The 15011-nt window shown below is 56.6% G+C and carries 12 protein-coding genes; 7 read left to right on the forward strand and 5 right to left on the reverse strand.

Features of this window, described 5'->3' with window-relative positions:
* The first annotated feature begins 39 nt into the window (after window positions 1-39).
* Window positions 40-1683, forward strand: a complete 1644-nt coding sequence (gene mqo / locus ACCW71_RS08255; protein ID WP_436370701.1) for a malate dehydrogenase (quinone) — start codon at window positions 40-42, stop codon at window positions 1681-1683.
* 73 nt (window positions 1684-1756) lie between these two features.
* Here mqo and ACCW71_RS08260 read toward each other — a convergent pair whose 3' ends face one another.
* Window positions 1757-2056: a VF530 family DNA-binding protein gene (locus tag ACCW71_RS08260; RefSeq protein WP_436370794.1), complete on the reverse strand. Its 300-nt coding sequence runs from the start codon at window positions 2054-2056 to the stop codon at window positions 1757-1759.
* 185 nt (window positions 2057-2241) lie between these two features.
* Between ACCW71_RS08260 and ACCW71_RS08265 the strand changes: the two genes are divergently transcribed.
* The gene (locus tag ACCW71_RS08265) at window positions 2242-3558 is read left to right on the forward strand and encodes an MFS transporter (RefSeq protein WP_436370702.1); all 1317 of its coding nucleotides are present in this window, start codon (window positions 2242-2244) and stop codon (window positions 3556-3558) included.
* A 90-nt stretch (window positions 3559-3648) separates the two neighbouring features.
* On the opposite strand, the gene ACCW71_RS08270 is transcribed toward ACCW71_RS08265, so the two are convergent.
* The 3 genes from ACCW71_RS08270 to ACCW71_RS08280 form a co-directional block, all read right to left on the reverse strand.
* On the reverse strand, window positions 3649-5115 hold the full coding sequence (locus ACCW71_RS08270) for a pyridoxal phosphate-dependent decarboxylase family protein (RefSeq protein ID WP_436370703.1): 1467 nt from the start codon (window positions 5113-5115) through the stop codon (window positions 3649-3651).
* A 14-nt stretch (window positions 5116-5129) separates the two neighbouring features.
* Window positions 5130-6515 carry a diaminobutyrate--2-oxoglutarate transaminase gene (locus tag ACCW71_RS08275; RefSeq protein WP_436370704.1) on the reverse strand — a complete coding sequence of 462 codons (1386 nt, stop codon included), beginning with the start codon at window positions 6513-6515 and terminating at the stop codon, window positions 5130-5132.
* A gap of 472 nt (window positions 6516-6987) precedes the next feature.
* Entirely contained in the window at window positions 6988-7563 is a 576-nt protein-coding gene (locus ACCW71_RS08280; protein WP_436370705.1) for a TetR/AcrR family transcriptional regulator, read from the reverse strand.
* Between the two features lie 94 nt (window positions 7564-7657).
* Between ACCW71_RS08280 and ACCW71_RS08285 the strand changes: the two genes are divergently transcribed.
* From ACCW71_RS08285 to cspE, 4 genes are all read left to right on the forward strand, one after another.
* On the forward strand, window positions 7658-8551 hold the full coding sequence (locus ACCW71_RS08285; protein ID WP_436370706.1) for an ABC transporter six-transmembrane domain-containing protein: 894 nt from the start codon (window positions 7658-7660) through the stop codon (window positions 8549-8551).
* 255 nt (window positions 8552-8806) lie between these two features.
* Window positions 8807-10354, forward strand: a complete 1548-nt coding sequence (locus tag ACCW71_RS08290) for a UbiD family decarboxylase (protein WP_436370707.1) — start codon at window positions 8807-8809, stop codon at window positions 10352-10354.
* Between the two features lie 205 nt (window positions 10355-10559).
* Window positions 10560-11759: an MFS transporter gene (locus tag ACCW71_RS08295; protein ID WP_436370708.1), complete on the forward strand. Its 1200-nt coding sequence runs from the start codon at window positions 10560-10562 to the stop codon at window positions 11757-11759.
* Window positions 11760-12194: 435 nt separating this feature from the next.
* Entirely contained in the window at window positions 12195-12407 is a 213-nt protein-coding gene (gene cspE / locus ACCW71_RS08300; RefSeq protein WP_031374430.1) for a transcription antiterminator/RNA stability regulator CspE, read from the forward strand.
* Window positions 12408-12608: 201 nt separating this feature from the next.
* On the opposite strand, the gene ACCW71_RS08305 is transcribed toward cspE, so the two are convergent.
* Window positions 12609-13625, reverse strand: a complete 1017-nt coding sequence (locus ACCW71_RS08305; RefSeq protein WP_436370709.1) for a lipoate--protein ligase A — start codon at window positions 13623-13625, stop codon at window positions 12609-12611.
* A 356-nt stretch (window positions 13626-13981) separates the two neighbouring features.
* Between ACCW71_RS08305 and ACCW71_RS08310 the strand changes: the two genes are divergently transcribed.
* A complete protein-coding gene (locus ACCW71_RS08310) occupies window positions 13982-14887 on the forward strand; it encodes a DMT family transporter (protein ID WP_436370710.1) in 906 nt (301 codons plus the stop codon).
* Window positions 14888-15011 lie beyond the last annotated feature (124 nt).

The following is a 15011-nucleotide window of genomic DNA, read 5'->3' on the forward strand; positions in this document are numbered from 1 at the left end:
CTTTTTTTAACCAGTACCGTCTGAGCTGTAAATTATAAAATGATGAAATCATCCAAAGTTATTCCTTCACTTTCCCTCGCGGCATTGTTAGTTTCTTCAGCGCTTCACGCTGAAACTTCACCAGAAAAAACGGATGTCCTGTTAATTGGCGGTGGCATCATGAGCGCCTCGATGGGCACCATGCTGGAAGAGCTTCAGCCTGGCTGGAAACAGATCATGGTTGAGAAGCTGGATGGGGTGGCGCTGGAATCCTCCAACGGCTGGAACAACGCCGGTACCGGTCACTCCGCCAACATGGAGCTGAACTATACGCCTGAGCGTAAAGATGGCTCGATTGATGTCGCAAAAGCGCTGGAAATTAACGAAGCCTTTATGGTGTCACGCCAGTTCTGGAGCGCACAGGTTAAAGAGGGCGTCATGCACGATCCCCGCACCTTTATCAACTCTACGCCACACATGAGCTTTGTCTGGGGCGACAACGTTGATTTCCTGACTAAACGCTATGCGGCGTTGCAGAAAACGGCGCTGTTCCAGGGCATGAAATTCTCCACCGATCATCAGCAGATCGCGCAGTGGGCACCGCTGGTCATGGAAGGCCGTGATCCCCAGCAGAAAGTGGCCGCGACCTGGACGCCTGTCGGCACCGACGTTAACTACGGTGAAATTACCCGTCAGCTGATCGGCAGCCTGAAGAAAAATGAGAATTTCCGTCTGGAAACCTCTTCTGAAGTGACCGATTTCAAACGTAACGGCGACAACTCCTGGCACGTCACTATCAAAGATGCCAAAAACGGCAACGAACGTGCGGTTGACGCGAAATATGTCTTTATCGGCGCAGGCGGCGGCGCGCTGAAGTTACTGCAAAAAACCGGTATCCCGGAAGCGGACAACTACGCGGGCTTCCCGGTGGGTGGCTCCTTCCTGGTGACAGAGAACAGCGCTATCGCCAATCGTCACCTGGCGAAAGTCTACGGTCAGGCGTCAACCGGTGCACCACCAATGTCAGTTCCGCATCTGGATACCCGTTATCTGGATGGCAAACGTGTCGTGCTGTTTGGACCGTTCGCGACCTTCTCCACCAAATTCCTGAAAAACGGTTCGCTGTTTGACCTGCTGAGCACCACCACCACACACAACGTTGTGCCAATGGCCGACGTAGGTATGGACAACTTCGATCTGGTGAAATACCTGATCGGACAGGTGATGCTGACTGATGAAGATCGCTTTGAATCGCTGAAAGAGTACTACCCGGACGCGAAGAAAGAGGACTGGAAACTGATTCAGGCTGGTCAGCGCGTTCAGATCATCAAGAAAGATGCGGATAAAGGTGGCGTGCTGAAACTGGGTACCGAAATCGTGACCGATCAGCAGAAAACCGTGGCTGCGCTGCTGGGTGCTTCTCCAGGCGCGTCAACGGCGGCACCAATCGCGTTAAGCGTGATGCAGAAGCTGTTCCCGGAAGAGTTCAAGTCAGCAGAATGGCAGGCGAAGATCCATAAAATGATCCCAGGCTATGGCCAGAAGCTGAATGACAACGTTCCGATGCTGCAACAGGTCTGGGACGAAACTGCGGCAACCCTGCAACTGACTAAGCCACCGGTAATTAACATGGATGGCAAAGCGGCGCCGGCGCCGGCGGCGCAGGCGGATAAACCGTCAGCCCAGCACGACATGGCGCTGTAATCGCGACCTGATGTGCAAAAGCCCGCGCCGGTTAACCGACGCGGGCTTTGTTTTTTTACAGTGCTGAACCCGTTTATTCCGGCGTGTTACCGCGCCAGTTTCCCCAGGGATCGTCATCCGGCAGGGCATCCGGCGCTTCACGACTCTCCGGTTTCGCTGTCAGCGAGGCCAGATAAAGCGCTTCCACTTCCGCCCGCGCCCAGGGCGTGCGCCGCAAAAACTTCAGGCTCGACTTAACGCTGGGATCGCTTTTAAAGCAGTTAATGTTGATCCGTTTACCCAGCTCAGACCAGCCATACCGGGCGACTAAATGGTTTATCTGCATCTCCAGCGTGACGCCATGCAGAGGATCTTTTGAGTGTTGCGCGTTCATCATCGTTCCGCCTGTTTATTTACTGCCGCACATCCTGACGATCGCCAGGCTGATGTGCAAGGGCCGGGGACGAAAAAGGTCTTAATAACTGTCTGAGTTAACGTGCCGGGCAGAAGCCTGCGCAGAGGGTCGGTGATTGTGCTAATCATAAACATCTGATGAAGCGATAAACAGGACCCTGCGCCATGTCTGCACCCCGCGATAGTCTGCTCAGCGCTGCCAGCCGTAAACGTGCCCTGATTGCCGGTTCGGTCGGCAATTTCATTGAGTGGTATGAGTTTGCGGTCTATGGCTTTCTCGCCACCGTGATTGCCCGGAATTTCTTCCAGCTTGAGGGGGAGTCGGCGCTGACCGGGATTCTGCTCACCTATGCCTCTTTCGCCATCGCCTTCTTCTTTCGTCCGCTCGGCGCGATCATTTTTGGGCGGATGGGCGATCGCATCGGCCGCAAGCCAACCCTGATTTTTGTGCTGATCATGATGACGCTGGCGACCGCCGCGATTGGCCTGGTGCCGACCTACGCCACGCTGGGAGTGTTCGCGCCGTTGATCGTCACCGGGCTGCGTATTTTGCAGGGGCTGTTCGCCGGCGGTGAATATGGCGGCGCTGTGTCGCTGATGACCGAGTTCGCCCCGCGCGGCAAACGGGGCATCTACGGTGCCTGGCAATCCTTTACCGTGGCGCTGGGGCTGCTGGCGGGCGCGGGCATCGTGGCCCTGCTGTCGCAGCTGCTGAGCCCGGAACAGATGCTGAGCTGGGGCTGGCGTATCCCGTTCTTTGTTGCGCTGCCGCTGGGTATGCTGGCGCTCTGGCTGCGGGTGCAGATGGAGGAGACCCCGGCGTTTATTCAGCAGCAGACGCAACCCCAGGCGGTCCGGGTTAATGCCAGCCTGCGCGAGACGCTGAAGACCATTCTGCTCGGCATCTGCCGCCTGATGGTCTGGTCAGCGGCGGGCTACACCTATCTGGTGATTATGCCGACCTACCTCCAGGCTTCACTGCATACCGGTTTTAACCAGGCGCTGCTGATTGCGGTCATATCCAATCTCGGCTTCGCGGCCACCATTATTCCGGCAGGCTGGCTGAGCGATAAGGTGGGGCGTCGGGCGGTGATGGTGTCAGCGGCGGTGTTACTGCTGCTGCTCGCGCTGCCGCTGCTCAAGGTGCTACAGGCGGAGAGCGCCGGGCTGCTGCTGAAGGCGCTGGTGGTGTTTATCGCGGGCGGACTTGTCGGCCTGCTGGCCGGACCGGGGCCGGCGATGCTGGCGGAGATGTTTCCGACCCAGGTGCGTTACACCGGTCTGGGTCTGGCTTATTCGCTCTCCAACGCGGTCTTTTCCGGCTGCGCCGGTTTGATCATCACCGGCCTGATTAAACAGACCGGCAATCCTGACATCCCCGCCTGGTATGTGATGGCGACAGCGCTGGTCAGCATTGTCGCCCTGATGACGCTGAACCGGGATGACCACCTGCGGCTGCTGGATGAGCCGCCGTCCCGCTGAGGAAGGCGAGCGATCGCACCGTCACTGTGCAGGCATAAAAAAAACCAGCCGATCGGCTGGTTTTTTATCAGAGGCTTCAGAGCGGTGGGGTTACACCAGCTGTTGCGCCGTGGTTTCCACCAGCGTCAGCAACACTTTGATGTCTTCCAGCGTCACCGTCGGGTTCAGCAGGGTCATCTTCAGGCAGGTGACGCCATCGTGCTCGGTTACGCCGACGTTAGCGCGACCCGACTCCAGCAGCGCATCACCGATGCGCTGGTTCAGCAGCCCAATCTCAGCGGCAGTGAAGTGCGCCAGATTCGCCGGACGATAGCGGAACAGCACGCTGGCCAGCTGTGGTGTCATCACCAGTTCCAGCGCGGCCTGCTCTTCAACGTACTGCGCCACCTGCTGCGCCAGAGTGACACCGTGATCGATGATCGCGGCATACTGCTTCTGACCCAGCGCTTCCAGACCCATCCAGAGTTTCAGCGCATCAAAACGACGGGTAGTCTGAAGCGATTTCGACACCAGATTCGGCACGCCCTGCGCTTCATCAAACTCTGAGTTGAGATAAGCCGCCTGGTAGCGCATCAGCTCATAGTGACGCGCTTCCTTCAGCAGGAATGCGCCACAGCTGATGGTCTGGAAGAACTGCTTGTGGAAGTCCAGGGTGATGGAGTCCACCAGCTCAATGCCATCCAGATAGTCACGGTACTTCTCTGAGAGCAGCAGCGCGCCGCCCCAGGCCGCATCGACGTGCACCCAGATGTTCTCTTCTGCTGCCAGGGACGCAATCTCACGCAGCGGATCGATCGCACCGGCATCGGTGGTTCCCGCGGTGGCAACAATCGCCAGAATGTTTTCACCGTTGGCTTTAGCCGCTGCCAGCTTGTGGCGCAGGTCGTCCATATCCATGCGGGCAAAGCGATCGGTTTTCACCTGGGTCACTGACTGATAACCCAGACCCAGCAGCGCCATGTTCTTCTGCACTGAGAAGTGTGCGTTTTCCGAGCAGAAGACTTTAATCTTCTTCAGATCGCCGGTTAAGCCATCCTGCTGTACCGAATGTCCCTGACGGGCAAACCAGGCGTCACGCGCCAGCATCAGGCCCATCAGATTGCTCTGGGTGCCGCCGCTGGTGAAGACGCCCGCATCGCCAGGCTGATAACCGACCTGGGTCCGCAGCCACTCAATCAGCTTCATCTCAATCAGGGTGGCCGACGGCGCCTGATCCCAGGAATCCATGCTCTGGTTGGTGGCGTTGATCAGCACTTCCGCCGCCTGGCTGATCACCAGGCTCGGGCAGTGCAGGTGCGCCACACATTGCGGATGGTGCACCGACAGGCTGTCTTTCAGGAAATATTCAATGGCGCGTTCAATCGCGGCCTGGTTGCCCAGGCCCTCAGGATTGAAGTCCAGCGTGATACGCTCGCGCAGTTCCGCGACGGTTTTTCCCTGATACATCTCAGGTTGTTCCAGCCACTTAACGACCGCCGCGCTGCTCTGGGCAATCGCCTGCTGGTAGGCCTCGGTGCTCTGCGCGGAGGCCGCCAGAATCGGGTTTAACCGGGACATTGCTTTCACTCCACTCAAACTGGTTTCACGCCAGCGGACAGCAGGGCGTTTTCAAATTTATCCATAAACACGTCCAGTTCTGCGTTGGTGATCAGCAGGGAAGGCAGCAGACGCAATACGCTGCCGTGACGTCCGCCACGCTCCAGAATCAGGCCGTTCTCAAAACATTTTTTCTGCACCAGCGCAGAGAGCTCGCCGTCTGCCGGGAAGCTGCCCATATGATCGGCGGCTTCGTCAGGTTTAACCATCTCGATACCGATCATCAGGCCCAGGCCACGCACGTTACCGATCACCGGATAACGCTGTTGCAGTTCGCCCAGCTTGCCCTTCAGCCATTCGCCCTGTGCGGCGACTTTATCGGCGATGTTGTTCTCTTTCAGCAGACGCAGCGTGGTCAGGCCGGTCGCCATAGCCAGCTGGTTGCCGCGGAAGGTGCCGGTGTGATGGCCCGGAGACCAGGCGTCGAACTCTTTTTTGATGCCCAGTACCGCCAGTGGCAGACCACCGCCCACCGCTTTCGACATCACGATGATGTCTGGCTCAATGCCGGCGTGTTCAAAGGCGAAGAATTTACCGGTCCGGGCAAAGCCCGCCTGCACTTCATCCAGGATCAGCAGAATGCCATGTTCCTGAGTCACTTTACGGATGCGCTGTAACCACTCAACCGGAGCCGGGTTAACGCCGCCTTCACCCTGAACCGCTTCCAGAATCACCGCCGCCGGTTTGCGCACGCCGCTCTCAACGTCGTTGATCAGGTTTTCGAAGTAGTAGGTCAGCGCTTTCACGCCCGCTTCGCCGCCAATGCCCAGCGGGCAGCGGTAGAGGTGCGGGTAAGGCATGAACTGGACTTCCGGCATCATGCCGTCAACCGCTTCTTTTGGTGACAGGTTGCCGGTCACAGACAGCGCGCCGTGCGTCATGCCGTGGTAGCCACCAGAGAAGCTGATCACGCCCGCGCGGCCGGTGTGTTTTTTCGCCAGCTTCAGCGCCGCTTCAACGGCATCTGCGCCCGACGGACCGGTGAATTGCAGGCAATACTCTTTGCCCTGGCCCGGTAATAACGAGAGCAGGTACTCAGAGAACTCATCTTTTAACGGCGTGGTTAAATCAAGAGTATGTAACGGCAAGCCGCTGGTAATGACATGTTGAATGCTTTGCAGAACGTCTGGATGGTTATGGCCCAATGCCAGCGTTCCGGCACCAGCAAGACAGTCAAGGTACTGATTGTTCTCGACGTCGGTGATCCAGACACCCTGAGCTTTCGCAATCGCGAATGGCAATTTGCGAGGATAACTTCGAACGTTTGATTCAAATTCAGCCTGACGGGCCAAATAGCTTTCATTGGTTGCGTTTAAGGTCTGTGCATTCAAACTATCAATACGGACTTTATCCGTCATCATATCTCTCCTACAACCGGGGCGTGTGTAACGTCGCGGTTGAATAAATGAATTAAAAAGGTAATGGCAGTGCCAAAAGCGCGGCCAATATAGGGGTTTTTAAGGTCCGACTCAATGATTAATTTTAACCGGGATTTCTGAATTCTTTGTTATAGGAATCAACAGGTTGATGGCTTAGTGACCATGTATATCGGGACGCCTGCTTGCGGCTGGGCTTAATAAATGGCGTAAAAACACCAGCTTACCCGGTCTGAAGTCGATTAAGCTGGCGATAATAATCTATGTAAACAGCTGTTTCGGGGCAAATCGGCTATCAGAACCGCGCCTTCTCAGAGAGAAAAAGCATAAGTGCGATTAGCTGAACGATCGGCATTAATAGCGGCAAAAAAAAGCATTCCTGGTAATTTAATAAACCTTTTATTAACATTTAATTAAAATACGCTTCGGTTAACTCCTTTAGAATTACCTTCAGACGTTATGCCAGAAACTGATCGATAAAATGATTCAGGTCGGCCATCGCTTCCTCAACTTTCTCATCCGAAGGGTTGATGGTCAGCAGATCGGCATAGCCATTCAGCATGGCGCTCAGCTGCCGGGCAGTACGCGGGATGTCACAGGCCCGTAAAGAACCGTCAGTGACGCCGTCACGGATTATCTCCTCCACCAGCGTCTGCCACCGGGCGGTCATGGTTTCAGCCAGCGCCGCGTACGCCTCGTTATGGCCCGCCATCTGCCAGAAAGAGGCATAGAGCTGCCAGCTGGCGTCGGGTGCGCCTGGCAGATGGCTGGCAAACAGGGTCGTCAGGCGCTGATGCGGCGTCAGCGGCGCAAGCGTTTCAGCGAAGTGGGTGAAATCGAGCTGCATAAAGCGCTCCAGCGCCGCCAGACAGAGCGCCTGCCAGTTACTGAAATAGTGATAAATATGGCTGCGCGAGATCCCCACCGATTCGGTTAACTCGCGGGTGGTGACTTTCTCAATCCCTTTGCTGATAAACAACGCTATCGCGGCATCCAGAATTTTTGTTCTTAACGCTTCTGCTGACTCTTTCATCCTGACTCTCACATTGACTTTGAGCAACTGCTCAAATAGACTGCTTTTCGTACTTGAGCAACCGCTCAAGTTTATCTTAGCAGAAACAGAAATTATGCATTCCCCAAAAACGATCCTGCCGGTTGCGGCCCCGCGCAGCGCCATTGTGACATTAAAAATGCTCGGCCGTCGCCATAGCCGCAAGCTGTTCCTGACGCTGCTGCTGGTGGTGGCTGAAAATGTTATGTACCTGCTTTATCCGCTGCTGGCGGGTTTTGCCATCAATGCTATTGTCGCCGGGCAGCGCTGGCATGCGGTGCTCTACGCGGTGATGGTGTTTACCATGTGGGCGATTGGCGCGGCGCGGCGTAGCGTCGACACCCGTACCTTTGCCCGCATTTATGCTGAACTGGCGGTGCCGGTGATTGTGGCACAGCGCCGGGAAAACCATAACGCTTCGACGATTGCTGCGCGCGTGACCCTGTCGCGGGAGTTTGTCGACTTCTTTGAGATGCATCTGCCGGTGCTGATCACCTCGCTGGCCTCCATGACCGGCGCGGCGGTGATGCTGCTGGCGATTGAGTTCTGGACCGGCGCGGCCTGTCTGGCGATCCTGCTGTTCTTCGCCTGTTTTCTGCCGGGGTTTACCCGCAAAAACGACGCACTTTTTGGTCGTCTGAATAACCGGCTGGAGAAGGAGGTGCAGTTTGTCAGCAGTGCGAATAGTGCATCGTTAGGACGCCACTACGGCGTGCTGGCCGGGTTACGGATTCGGCTTTCTGATCGCGAGGCGTGCGGTTATCTGGCGATCGGCACGATGGCGGCGCTGCTGTTTGCGATGACCATCGCCATGATGACCGGCCGGGGCGGAACCGATGCGGGACATATCTACTCGGTGATGACCTATATGTGGATGTTTGCCATGAGCCTCGATGATGGTCCTCAGCTGCTGGAGAAATATTCTCAGCTGAAAGATATTGGACGGCGGGTCAGTACCGATTCGCACTAGCTGCTCAGGCGACGCTGTTCGCTGATTCCGACATCACTCTTTACCTTTGCTGCCTGAATCTTTACCCGTCCCGCCAGCCGGGCCGGGGGCTGGCCTGACGCTGTCACTCCCTTCCTGATGATGCCGGTTGCCGGGGTGAGATCAATACTCACCTCAGACTGACCGGTATATGTTGTTCTGTTGCGCGTTGTCACCGCAAAGGTGTACGGCTACCGCATCTGAAACGCTGGGCGAAAGCCTGATAAGGAGGAAGTCATGGTGCAAAAACGGCCGGAAAGTTATCGCGAACTGAAACCGGGAGAGGAACATCCGCAGGGCTGGCAGGTGCCGCCGGTTAACGATCTGCGCTCGGCGATAGCCCTGCTGCAAACCCTGCCAGGCCACTATATTGAAACCGATCGGGAAGTGGACCCGATAGCTGAGCTGGCGGGCGTCTACCGCTACATTGGTGCCGGTGGCACGGTAATGCGTCCGACCCGTATCGGCCCGGCAATGACCTTTAATAAGATCAAAGGTTTTCCCGCGTCGCGGGTGCTGGTGGGGCTGATGGCCAGCCGCGAACGGGTCAGCGCGCTGCTGGGTGCGCCGGTGCGTGAACTGGGGATCCAGATGGCGCAGGCGCGAAAAAATGTTACCCCGCCGGTACTGGTGGCGCAGAGCGAGGCACCCTGCCAGCAGGTGGTCTATCGCGCAGAAGATCCCGATTTTGATCTGCGCAAAATCCTGCCCGCCCCGACCAATACGCTTGAGGACGCCGGGCCTTACTTTTGTCTTGGTCTGGTACTGGGCAGCGACCCGGACGACGCTGACAATGCCGACGTCACCATTCATCGGTTGTGCGTGCAGGGCAGGGATGAGATGTCGATTTTCTTCGCCCCTGGCCGCCACATTGACGCCTTCCGGCAAAAAGCTGAAGCCGCGGGCAAACCTCTGCCGGTGTCGATCAATATGGGCCTCGATCCGGCGATTACCATCGGTGCCGGGTTTGAAGCCCCGACCACGCCGTTTGGCTTTAATGAACTCTGTGTGGCGGGCGGTCTGCGCGGGCGTCCGGTCGAGCTGGTGAACTGCCTGACCATTAAACAGCGCGCCATCGCCAGGGCGGAGATTGTGATAGAAGGGGAGATCCTGCCGGGTGTGCGGGTCGCGGAAGATCAGCATAGTCACAGCGGCAAAGCGATGCCGGAATTTCCGGGTTACACCGGCGACGCCAATCCGTCACTGCCGGTGATTAAGGTGAAGGCGATTACCACCCGCCATAACCCGATTTTGCAGACGCTGGTCGGGCCGGGTGAAGAGCATGTCAGTCTGGCCGGTATCCCGACTGAGGCCAGCATCTATTTGCAGTGTGAAGAGGCACTGCCTGGTCTGGTGAAAAATGTTTATGCCCACAGTGCGGGCGGCGGTAAATTTCTGGCGGTATTGCAGGTGAAAAAACGCAACGCGGGTGACGACGGGATGACCCGTCAGGCGGCGCTGATTGCTCTGGCGGTCTACCGTGAACTGAAGAATGTCATCCTGGTGGATGAAGATGTCGATCTGTTTGATACCAATGACGTGATGTGGGCGATGCAGACCCGCTTTGTCGGGGATCTGGATACGCTGTTTGTGCCTGGCGTGGCCGGACATGTACTCGATCCCTCACAGCAGCCTTTCTATGATCCCCGCATCAGCGACAAGGGCACCACCACCAAAACCATTTTTGACTGTACCGTTCCGTTTAAACTTAAACCGCATTTCGTGCGTGCCCGGTTTGCCGAGGTCGACCCCAGCCTCTGGGCGCCGTCGCTGTTCCCACGCTGATTTCATTCGCCGCCGGATAACGGCGGCTCATCACTTCCCGGACCGCTCTGACCCTGCCATACCAGGCTCAAAAATGTGCGCTGGATCACAAACCAGCTTGCCATGTTCCCGCTTCCTTCCTATAGTCTGCCCGCTGTTTTAGCGCGTTAAATCATTGTTATCCGGCCTGGCTGGTTCTGTTGACTGTTTAATCCATTGGGAAATTATGTTGTTAAAAAATAACCGTGACGCCGGTGACGCCAGCCTGGTGCGCTGGGCGCTGCTGGCACTTGCGCTGGGCGGATTTGGCATTGGCACCGGTGAGTTCATCATGATGGGGCTGCTGCCGGATGTCTCACTCTCTCTGGCGATCACCGAACCGCAGGCGGGGAATGCCATTGCCAGCTATGCACTGGGTGTGGTGGTCGGCGCACCGATTATCGCGGTGCTGGCCGCGCGCATGGCGCGTAAATCGCTGCTGCTGATCCTGATGGCGCTGTTCAGCGTGGGTAACGTCGCCAGCGCGATGGCGGAGAGCTATCACGGATTGATCGTGGCGCGTTTCCTGACCGGCCTGCCACACGGTGCCTATTTTGGGGTGGCGTCACTGGTTGCCGCCTCCCTGGTGTCGGCGGAACGACGCGGCCGGGCGCTGGCGTCACTGATGCTGGGGCTGACGGTAGCAACGCTGATTGGGGTGCCACTGGGCTCCTGGATAGGGCAACTGTTCAGCTGGCACGTGGTCTTTACCTTTGTCGGTGTGATAGGGGTGCTGACCTGCCTGCTGATTGGTCGCTATGTGCCTTATACGCCCGGCGATGCGGATGCGCATCCGTTACGGGAACTGGGCGCGCTGAAAAATTCACAGGTGATGCTGACGCTGCTGGTGGGCGCGGTGGGGTTTGGCGGGATGTTTGCCATTTTCAGCTACATCGCCCCTACGCTGATTAATATTGCTGGCATGTCTGCTGCGCTGATCCCCTGGGCGATGGTGGCCTTCGGACTGGGGATGATTGTGGGTAATCTGGTTGGTGGCCGACTGGCTGATGGTCCGGTGCTGAAGATCATCGGCTGGACGCTGTTATGGAATGTCCTGGTGATGATGGCGTTTCCGGTGCTGGTCCAGCATGTGGCGACCGGCCTGCTGGCCACCTTCCTGATCGGCACCTGCTCGGTGCTGTTGCCCGCCTTGCAGATCCGCCTGATGGATGTGGCGAATGAGTCGCAGACTCTGGCGGCGGCGATGAACCATTCGGCGCTGAACATCGCCAATGCGATGGGCGCTTATTTTGGGGGCCTGACGGTGTCGCTGGGCTATGGCTGGATCTCAACCGCCTGGGTGGGTGTGGCACTGGGACTCGCCGGTTTGATGGTGTTTGTTATCACGGCGCGGCATGCCGTCCGCCAGCAGGCACAACTGGCCTGACAGCGGTGCCATCGCGCAGCGAGAGGCTCTTTTTGACGAGCTTATCGCTGCGCTTTATTTTTGCCGCGCATGACCCTGGCTTTTCTTTTTACCGCAGCGCCAGCCATTATTATTTTATGATGCTTCAGTAAAAATGCGCATTTTGCTAAAGCGCGAAATAAAAAGATAAATAAAATCAGTGAGGGCGCTCCGGACGTCTGGATGTTAAAATTAAATTTAAATAATGTTTGCTAAAGTCAGTCAGGCATGACTTAATAGCGTCATCGGTTTGGAACACAGACCTTATCAAAGCAGTTTTAGTAAAGCAGTCCTCAGTGCAAGCGATATCTAAAGATACCCCTTCTTCGTGAGTCTTCTCCTAAAAGCCTGGTAAGTAACCTTCTGAAAGACAGGCCATCTTCGCCACGTAGTGGCTCATAAATTAAGGAAGTATCGATGTCTAATAAAATGACTGGTTTAGTAAAATGGTTTGACGCGGGTAAAGGTTTTGGTTTTATCTCTCCTCAGGATGGCAGCAAAGATGTATTCGTACATTTCTCTGCTATTCAGGGCAACGATTATAAAACCCTGGATGAAGGTCAGCAGGTCGAATTCACTATTGAAAACGGCGCTAAAGGCCCATCAGCAGCTAACGTCAGCCCGCTGTAAATTCTGATTATCAAACAGCCTTACAATCGCGATGACGGTAATAACCTGAGCAGATAAGCCTGAAATTGATAATTAATAAAAACCCGCCCTGTGCGGGTTTTTTGCTTTTTATTATTTAGCGGCCAGTTGCGCGGTTATTTTATTTGCTGCCTCGCTCTCTTATATATTTTCTCATGCAGGCAAATTAACCGTGCGAGAGCATTAACGCACGCTGGCGACCAGCCACTGCTGTAACTCCGTTATCTCCCCGCTTTGTGCTGGAAAATCGGCGACCAGTGTTGTGATGACTGCCTCCAGCGCATCCGGCCGATAAACGATGCCCTTTAACCGCTGCGCCAGCGCTTCCAGCGGTGCCGGGTTGAGGCTATCACTGAAAATCTGACAGCGGGTGATCCGTCCGCGCTCCACGTCAAAGTGGATCTCTACACCGCCCCATGCAAAGCGCTGATCCAGCAGGTGGGAGAAATCGGGGGCCTGGCCAAAATTCCATTCCCAGCTACTCTGTCGCGCAAACTGCTGCTCAAAGCCGGGCAGATCGGGCAGGGCGTCGGGCGAAATATATTCCGGCTCACACCGGGCACTGAAGTGTTCGAAAAAGGCATCAGTGACGGCGGAGCAGATCGCCTGATAGCTGATGCCAGGGATTAGCTCCACCAGATTGGTCACCCTGGCGCGTACCGAGGTGATCCCTTTGGCCTGCAATTTTTTCGCATCGGGATTGAGGTAATCTGCCAGTCGTGACAGATCGGCATCGAGCAGAATCGTGCCGTGATGAAAGCCGCGATCCGGGGTTTCCCGGTAGGCCGAACCCGAAATCTTACGCGCTCCGTCAGCGGTCGGGACTACCAGATCATTGCGTCCCGACGCTTCGGCAACCACACCAAGCGACGCCAGAGCGCGCAGAATAATGGCCGTCGAAACGCTTTTATCATATTCCGGTTTGCCCGCCATAAAAGTAAAACAGCAGTTACCGAGATCGTGAAATACCGCGCCACCCCCACTGCTGCGACGTGCCAGCCGGATGCCATCTTCCGCCATGCGCCGGGTGTTGCACTCTTTCCACGGGTTCTGCGCCCGCCCGATAACTACCGTTTCCGCGTTACGCCATAAAAACAGCACCCGCTGCGTGGCAGGCATCTGACGAAAAATGCACTCTTCCACCGCCAGATTAAACCAGGGATCGTTCGATTCAGATAACAGTAAACGCAAGGTGGACATCAGGACTCCCGTTCCTTCAGAGACAGCGCCCATAGCACAGGGCAGCAGGCAGAGTGTAGCAGCAGAGTGGGGTGAGATTAAACGGATGGCTGGCCGCGTGAAAGAGAGGAGGGTAAGGCCGGGGATTCACATCCACTCAGCTGCGGTTGGTTAAAGAACAGAAGCAGCCCGGATAAGCCCCTCACCGCGCCCGCGAACGCATCATGCTGTCATGGCGCGGCAAAAAAAAATTTAATGCCGCCGCTCCTTTAATCGCGGTACATCGTGGCACGCCATTATGCCACTATGGATATTCGCGCCGCCTGAGCGCTGATTCTGTTACTTATTCTGGATCTCAACCTGAAGGTACTGCCGTTATGAATGCCTCTGCTGGCATAGCGATGAAAATCATGGCTGCGCTGAGTTCCACTCTGATGCTGGCGTGTGTGAAAGCGCTGGATGGCGCGATCCCGGTCGGTGAAGTGATATTTTTCCGGTCGGTGCTGGCACTGGTGCCGCTGCTGATCTGGCTACGGTTCCAGGGCAGCGTGCTGGAGGGGATCCGCACCCGCAACATACGCGGCCATTTCGTGCGCGGGCTGGCCGGCACCGGCGGGCTCTATTTCAGCTATCTGTCGCTGCTCTATATCTCGCTGACTGACGCAACCGCCATCAACTACGCCGCACCGCTGTTTACCGTGCTGCTGGCCGCGCTGCTGCTGCGGGAAAAAGTACGTCACCACCGCTGGGTGGCGGTTTGCACCGGTTTCAGCGGCATTCTGGTGATGTTCTCTGGCCATCTCTCCCTGACGCGACAGTTCTCTTTCTCCGCGTCGGCGGGCATCCTGCTGGCGCTGATGGCGGCGTTCTGCACCGCCTGCGCGCTGGTGCAGATTCGCTTTCTCAACGGCAAAGAGAAGCCGGGAGCTATCGCATTCTGGTTCGCCATCACCACTGCTTTAACGTCGCTGGTAACCATAATCGGCGGCTGGAAAGTCCCGCAGGGGACCGAGCTGGCGCTGCTGGTGGGATGCGGACTGCTGGGTGGGATTACCCAGATCCTGATGACCCTGAGCCTGCGCTACGCCGAAGCCTCGCTGCTCGCCCCGTTCGACTACACCACCCTGATCTGGTCGGTGGCGGTCGGCTACCTGCTGCTCGGCAACCTGCCGGAGTCGACGACGGTGATGGGAGCCATTCTGGTGGTGCTGGGCGGTTTGTACTCGGTGCTTTATGAGCGCTATCGGTTCCGCAAAGCGCAGGTGATTAACGCCAGCAGCTGAGTCGCTTCAGAGATGATTGCCTGCTCACTCCCCTGACCCGCAACGCCTGGTATCAATGATGGCGGAGGAGGGTGCGCGCGACAGTCACACTGTTATTGTCCACTAAATCGTGACACTGATTGCT

This window comes from Pantoea sp. C2G6 (assembly GCF_051336815.1).
Lineage (GTDB): Bacteria > Pseudomonadota > Gammaproteobacteria > Enterobacterales > Enterobacteriaceae > Pantoea.

Bases quoted from the DNA above. Each gene is read 5' to 3' on its own strand.
- mqo (WP_436370701.1), top strand. From the start codon at position 40: ATGATGAAATCATCCAAAGTTATTCCTTCACTTTCCCTCGCGGCATTG.
- ACCW71_RS08260 (WP_436370794.1), bottom strand. From the start codon at position 2,056: ATGAACGCGCAACACTCAAAAGATCCTCTGCATGGCGTCACGCTGGAG.
- ACCW71_RS08265 (WP_436370702.1), top strand. From the start codon at position 2,242: ATGTCTGCACCCCGCGATAGTCTGCTCAGCGCTGCCAGCCGTAAACGT.
- ACCW71_RS08270 (WP_436370703.1), bottom strand. From the start codon at position 5,115: ATGTCCCGGTTAAACCCGATTCTGGCGGCCTCCGCGCAGAGCACCGAG.
- ACCW71_RS08275 (WP_436370704.1), bottom strand. From the start codon at position 6,515: ATGATGACGGATAAAGTCCGTATTGATAGTTTGAATGCACAGACCTTA.
- ACCW71_RS08280 (WP_436370705.1), bottom strand. From the start codon at position 7,563: ATGAAAGAGTCAGCAGAAGCGTTAAGAACAAAAATTCTGGATGCCGCG.
- ACCW71_RS08285 (WP_436370706.1), top strand. From the start codon at position 7,658: ATGCATTCCCCAAAAACGATCCTGCCGGTTGCGGCCCCGCGCAGCGCC.
- ACCW71_RS08290 (WP_436370707.1), top strand. From the start codon at position 8,807: ATGGTGCAAAAACGGCCGGAAAGTTATCGCGAACTGAAACCGGGAGAG.
- ACCW71_RS08295 (WP_436370708.1), top strand. From the start codon at position 10,560: ATGTTGTTAAAAAATAACCGTGACGCCGGTGACGCCAGCCTGGTGCGC.
- cspE (WP_031374430.1), top strand. From the start codon at position 12,195: ATGTCTAATAAAATGACTGGTTTAGTAAAATGGTTTGACGCGGGTAAA.
- ACCW71_RS08305 (WP_436370709.1), bottom strand. From the start codon at position 13,625: ATGTCCACCTTGCGTTTACTGTTATCTGAATCGAACGATCCCTGGTTT.
- ACCW71_RS08310 (WP_436370710.1), top strand. From the start codon at position 13,982: ATGAATGCCTCTGCTGGCATAGCGATGAAAATCATGGCTGCGCTGAGT.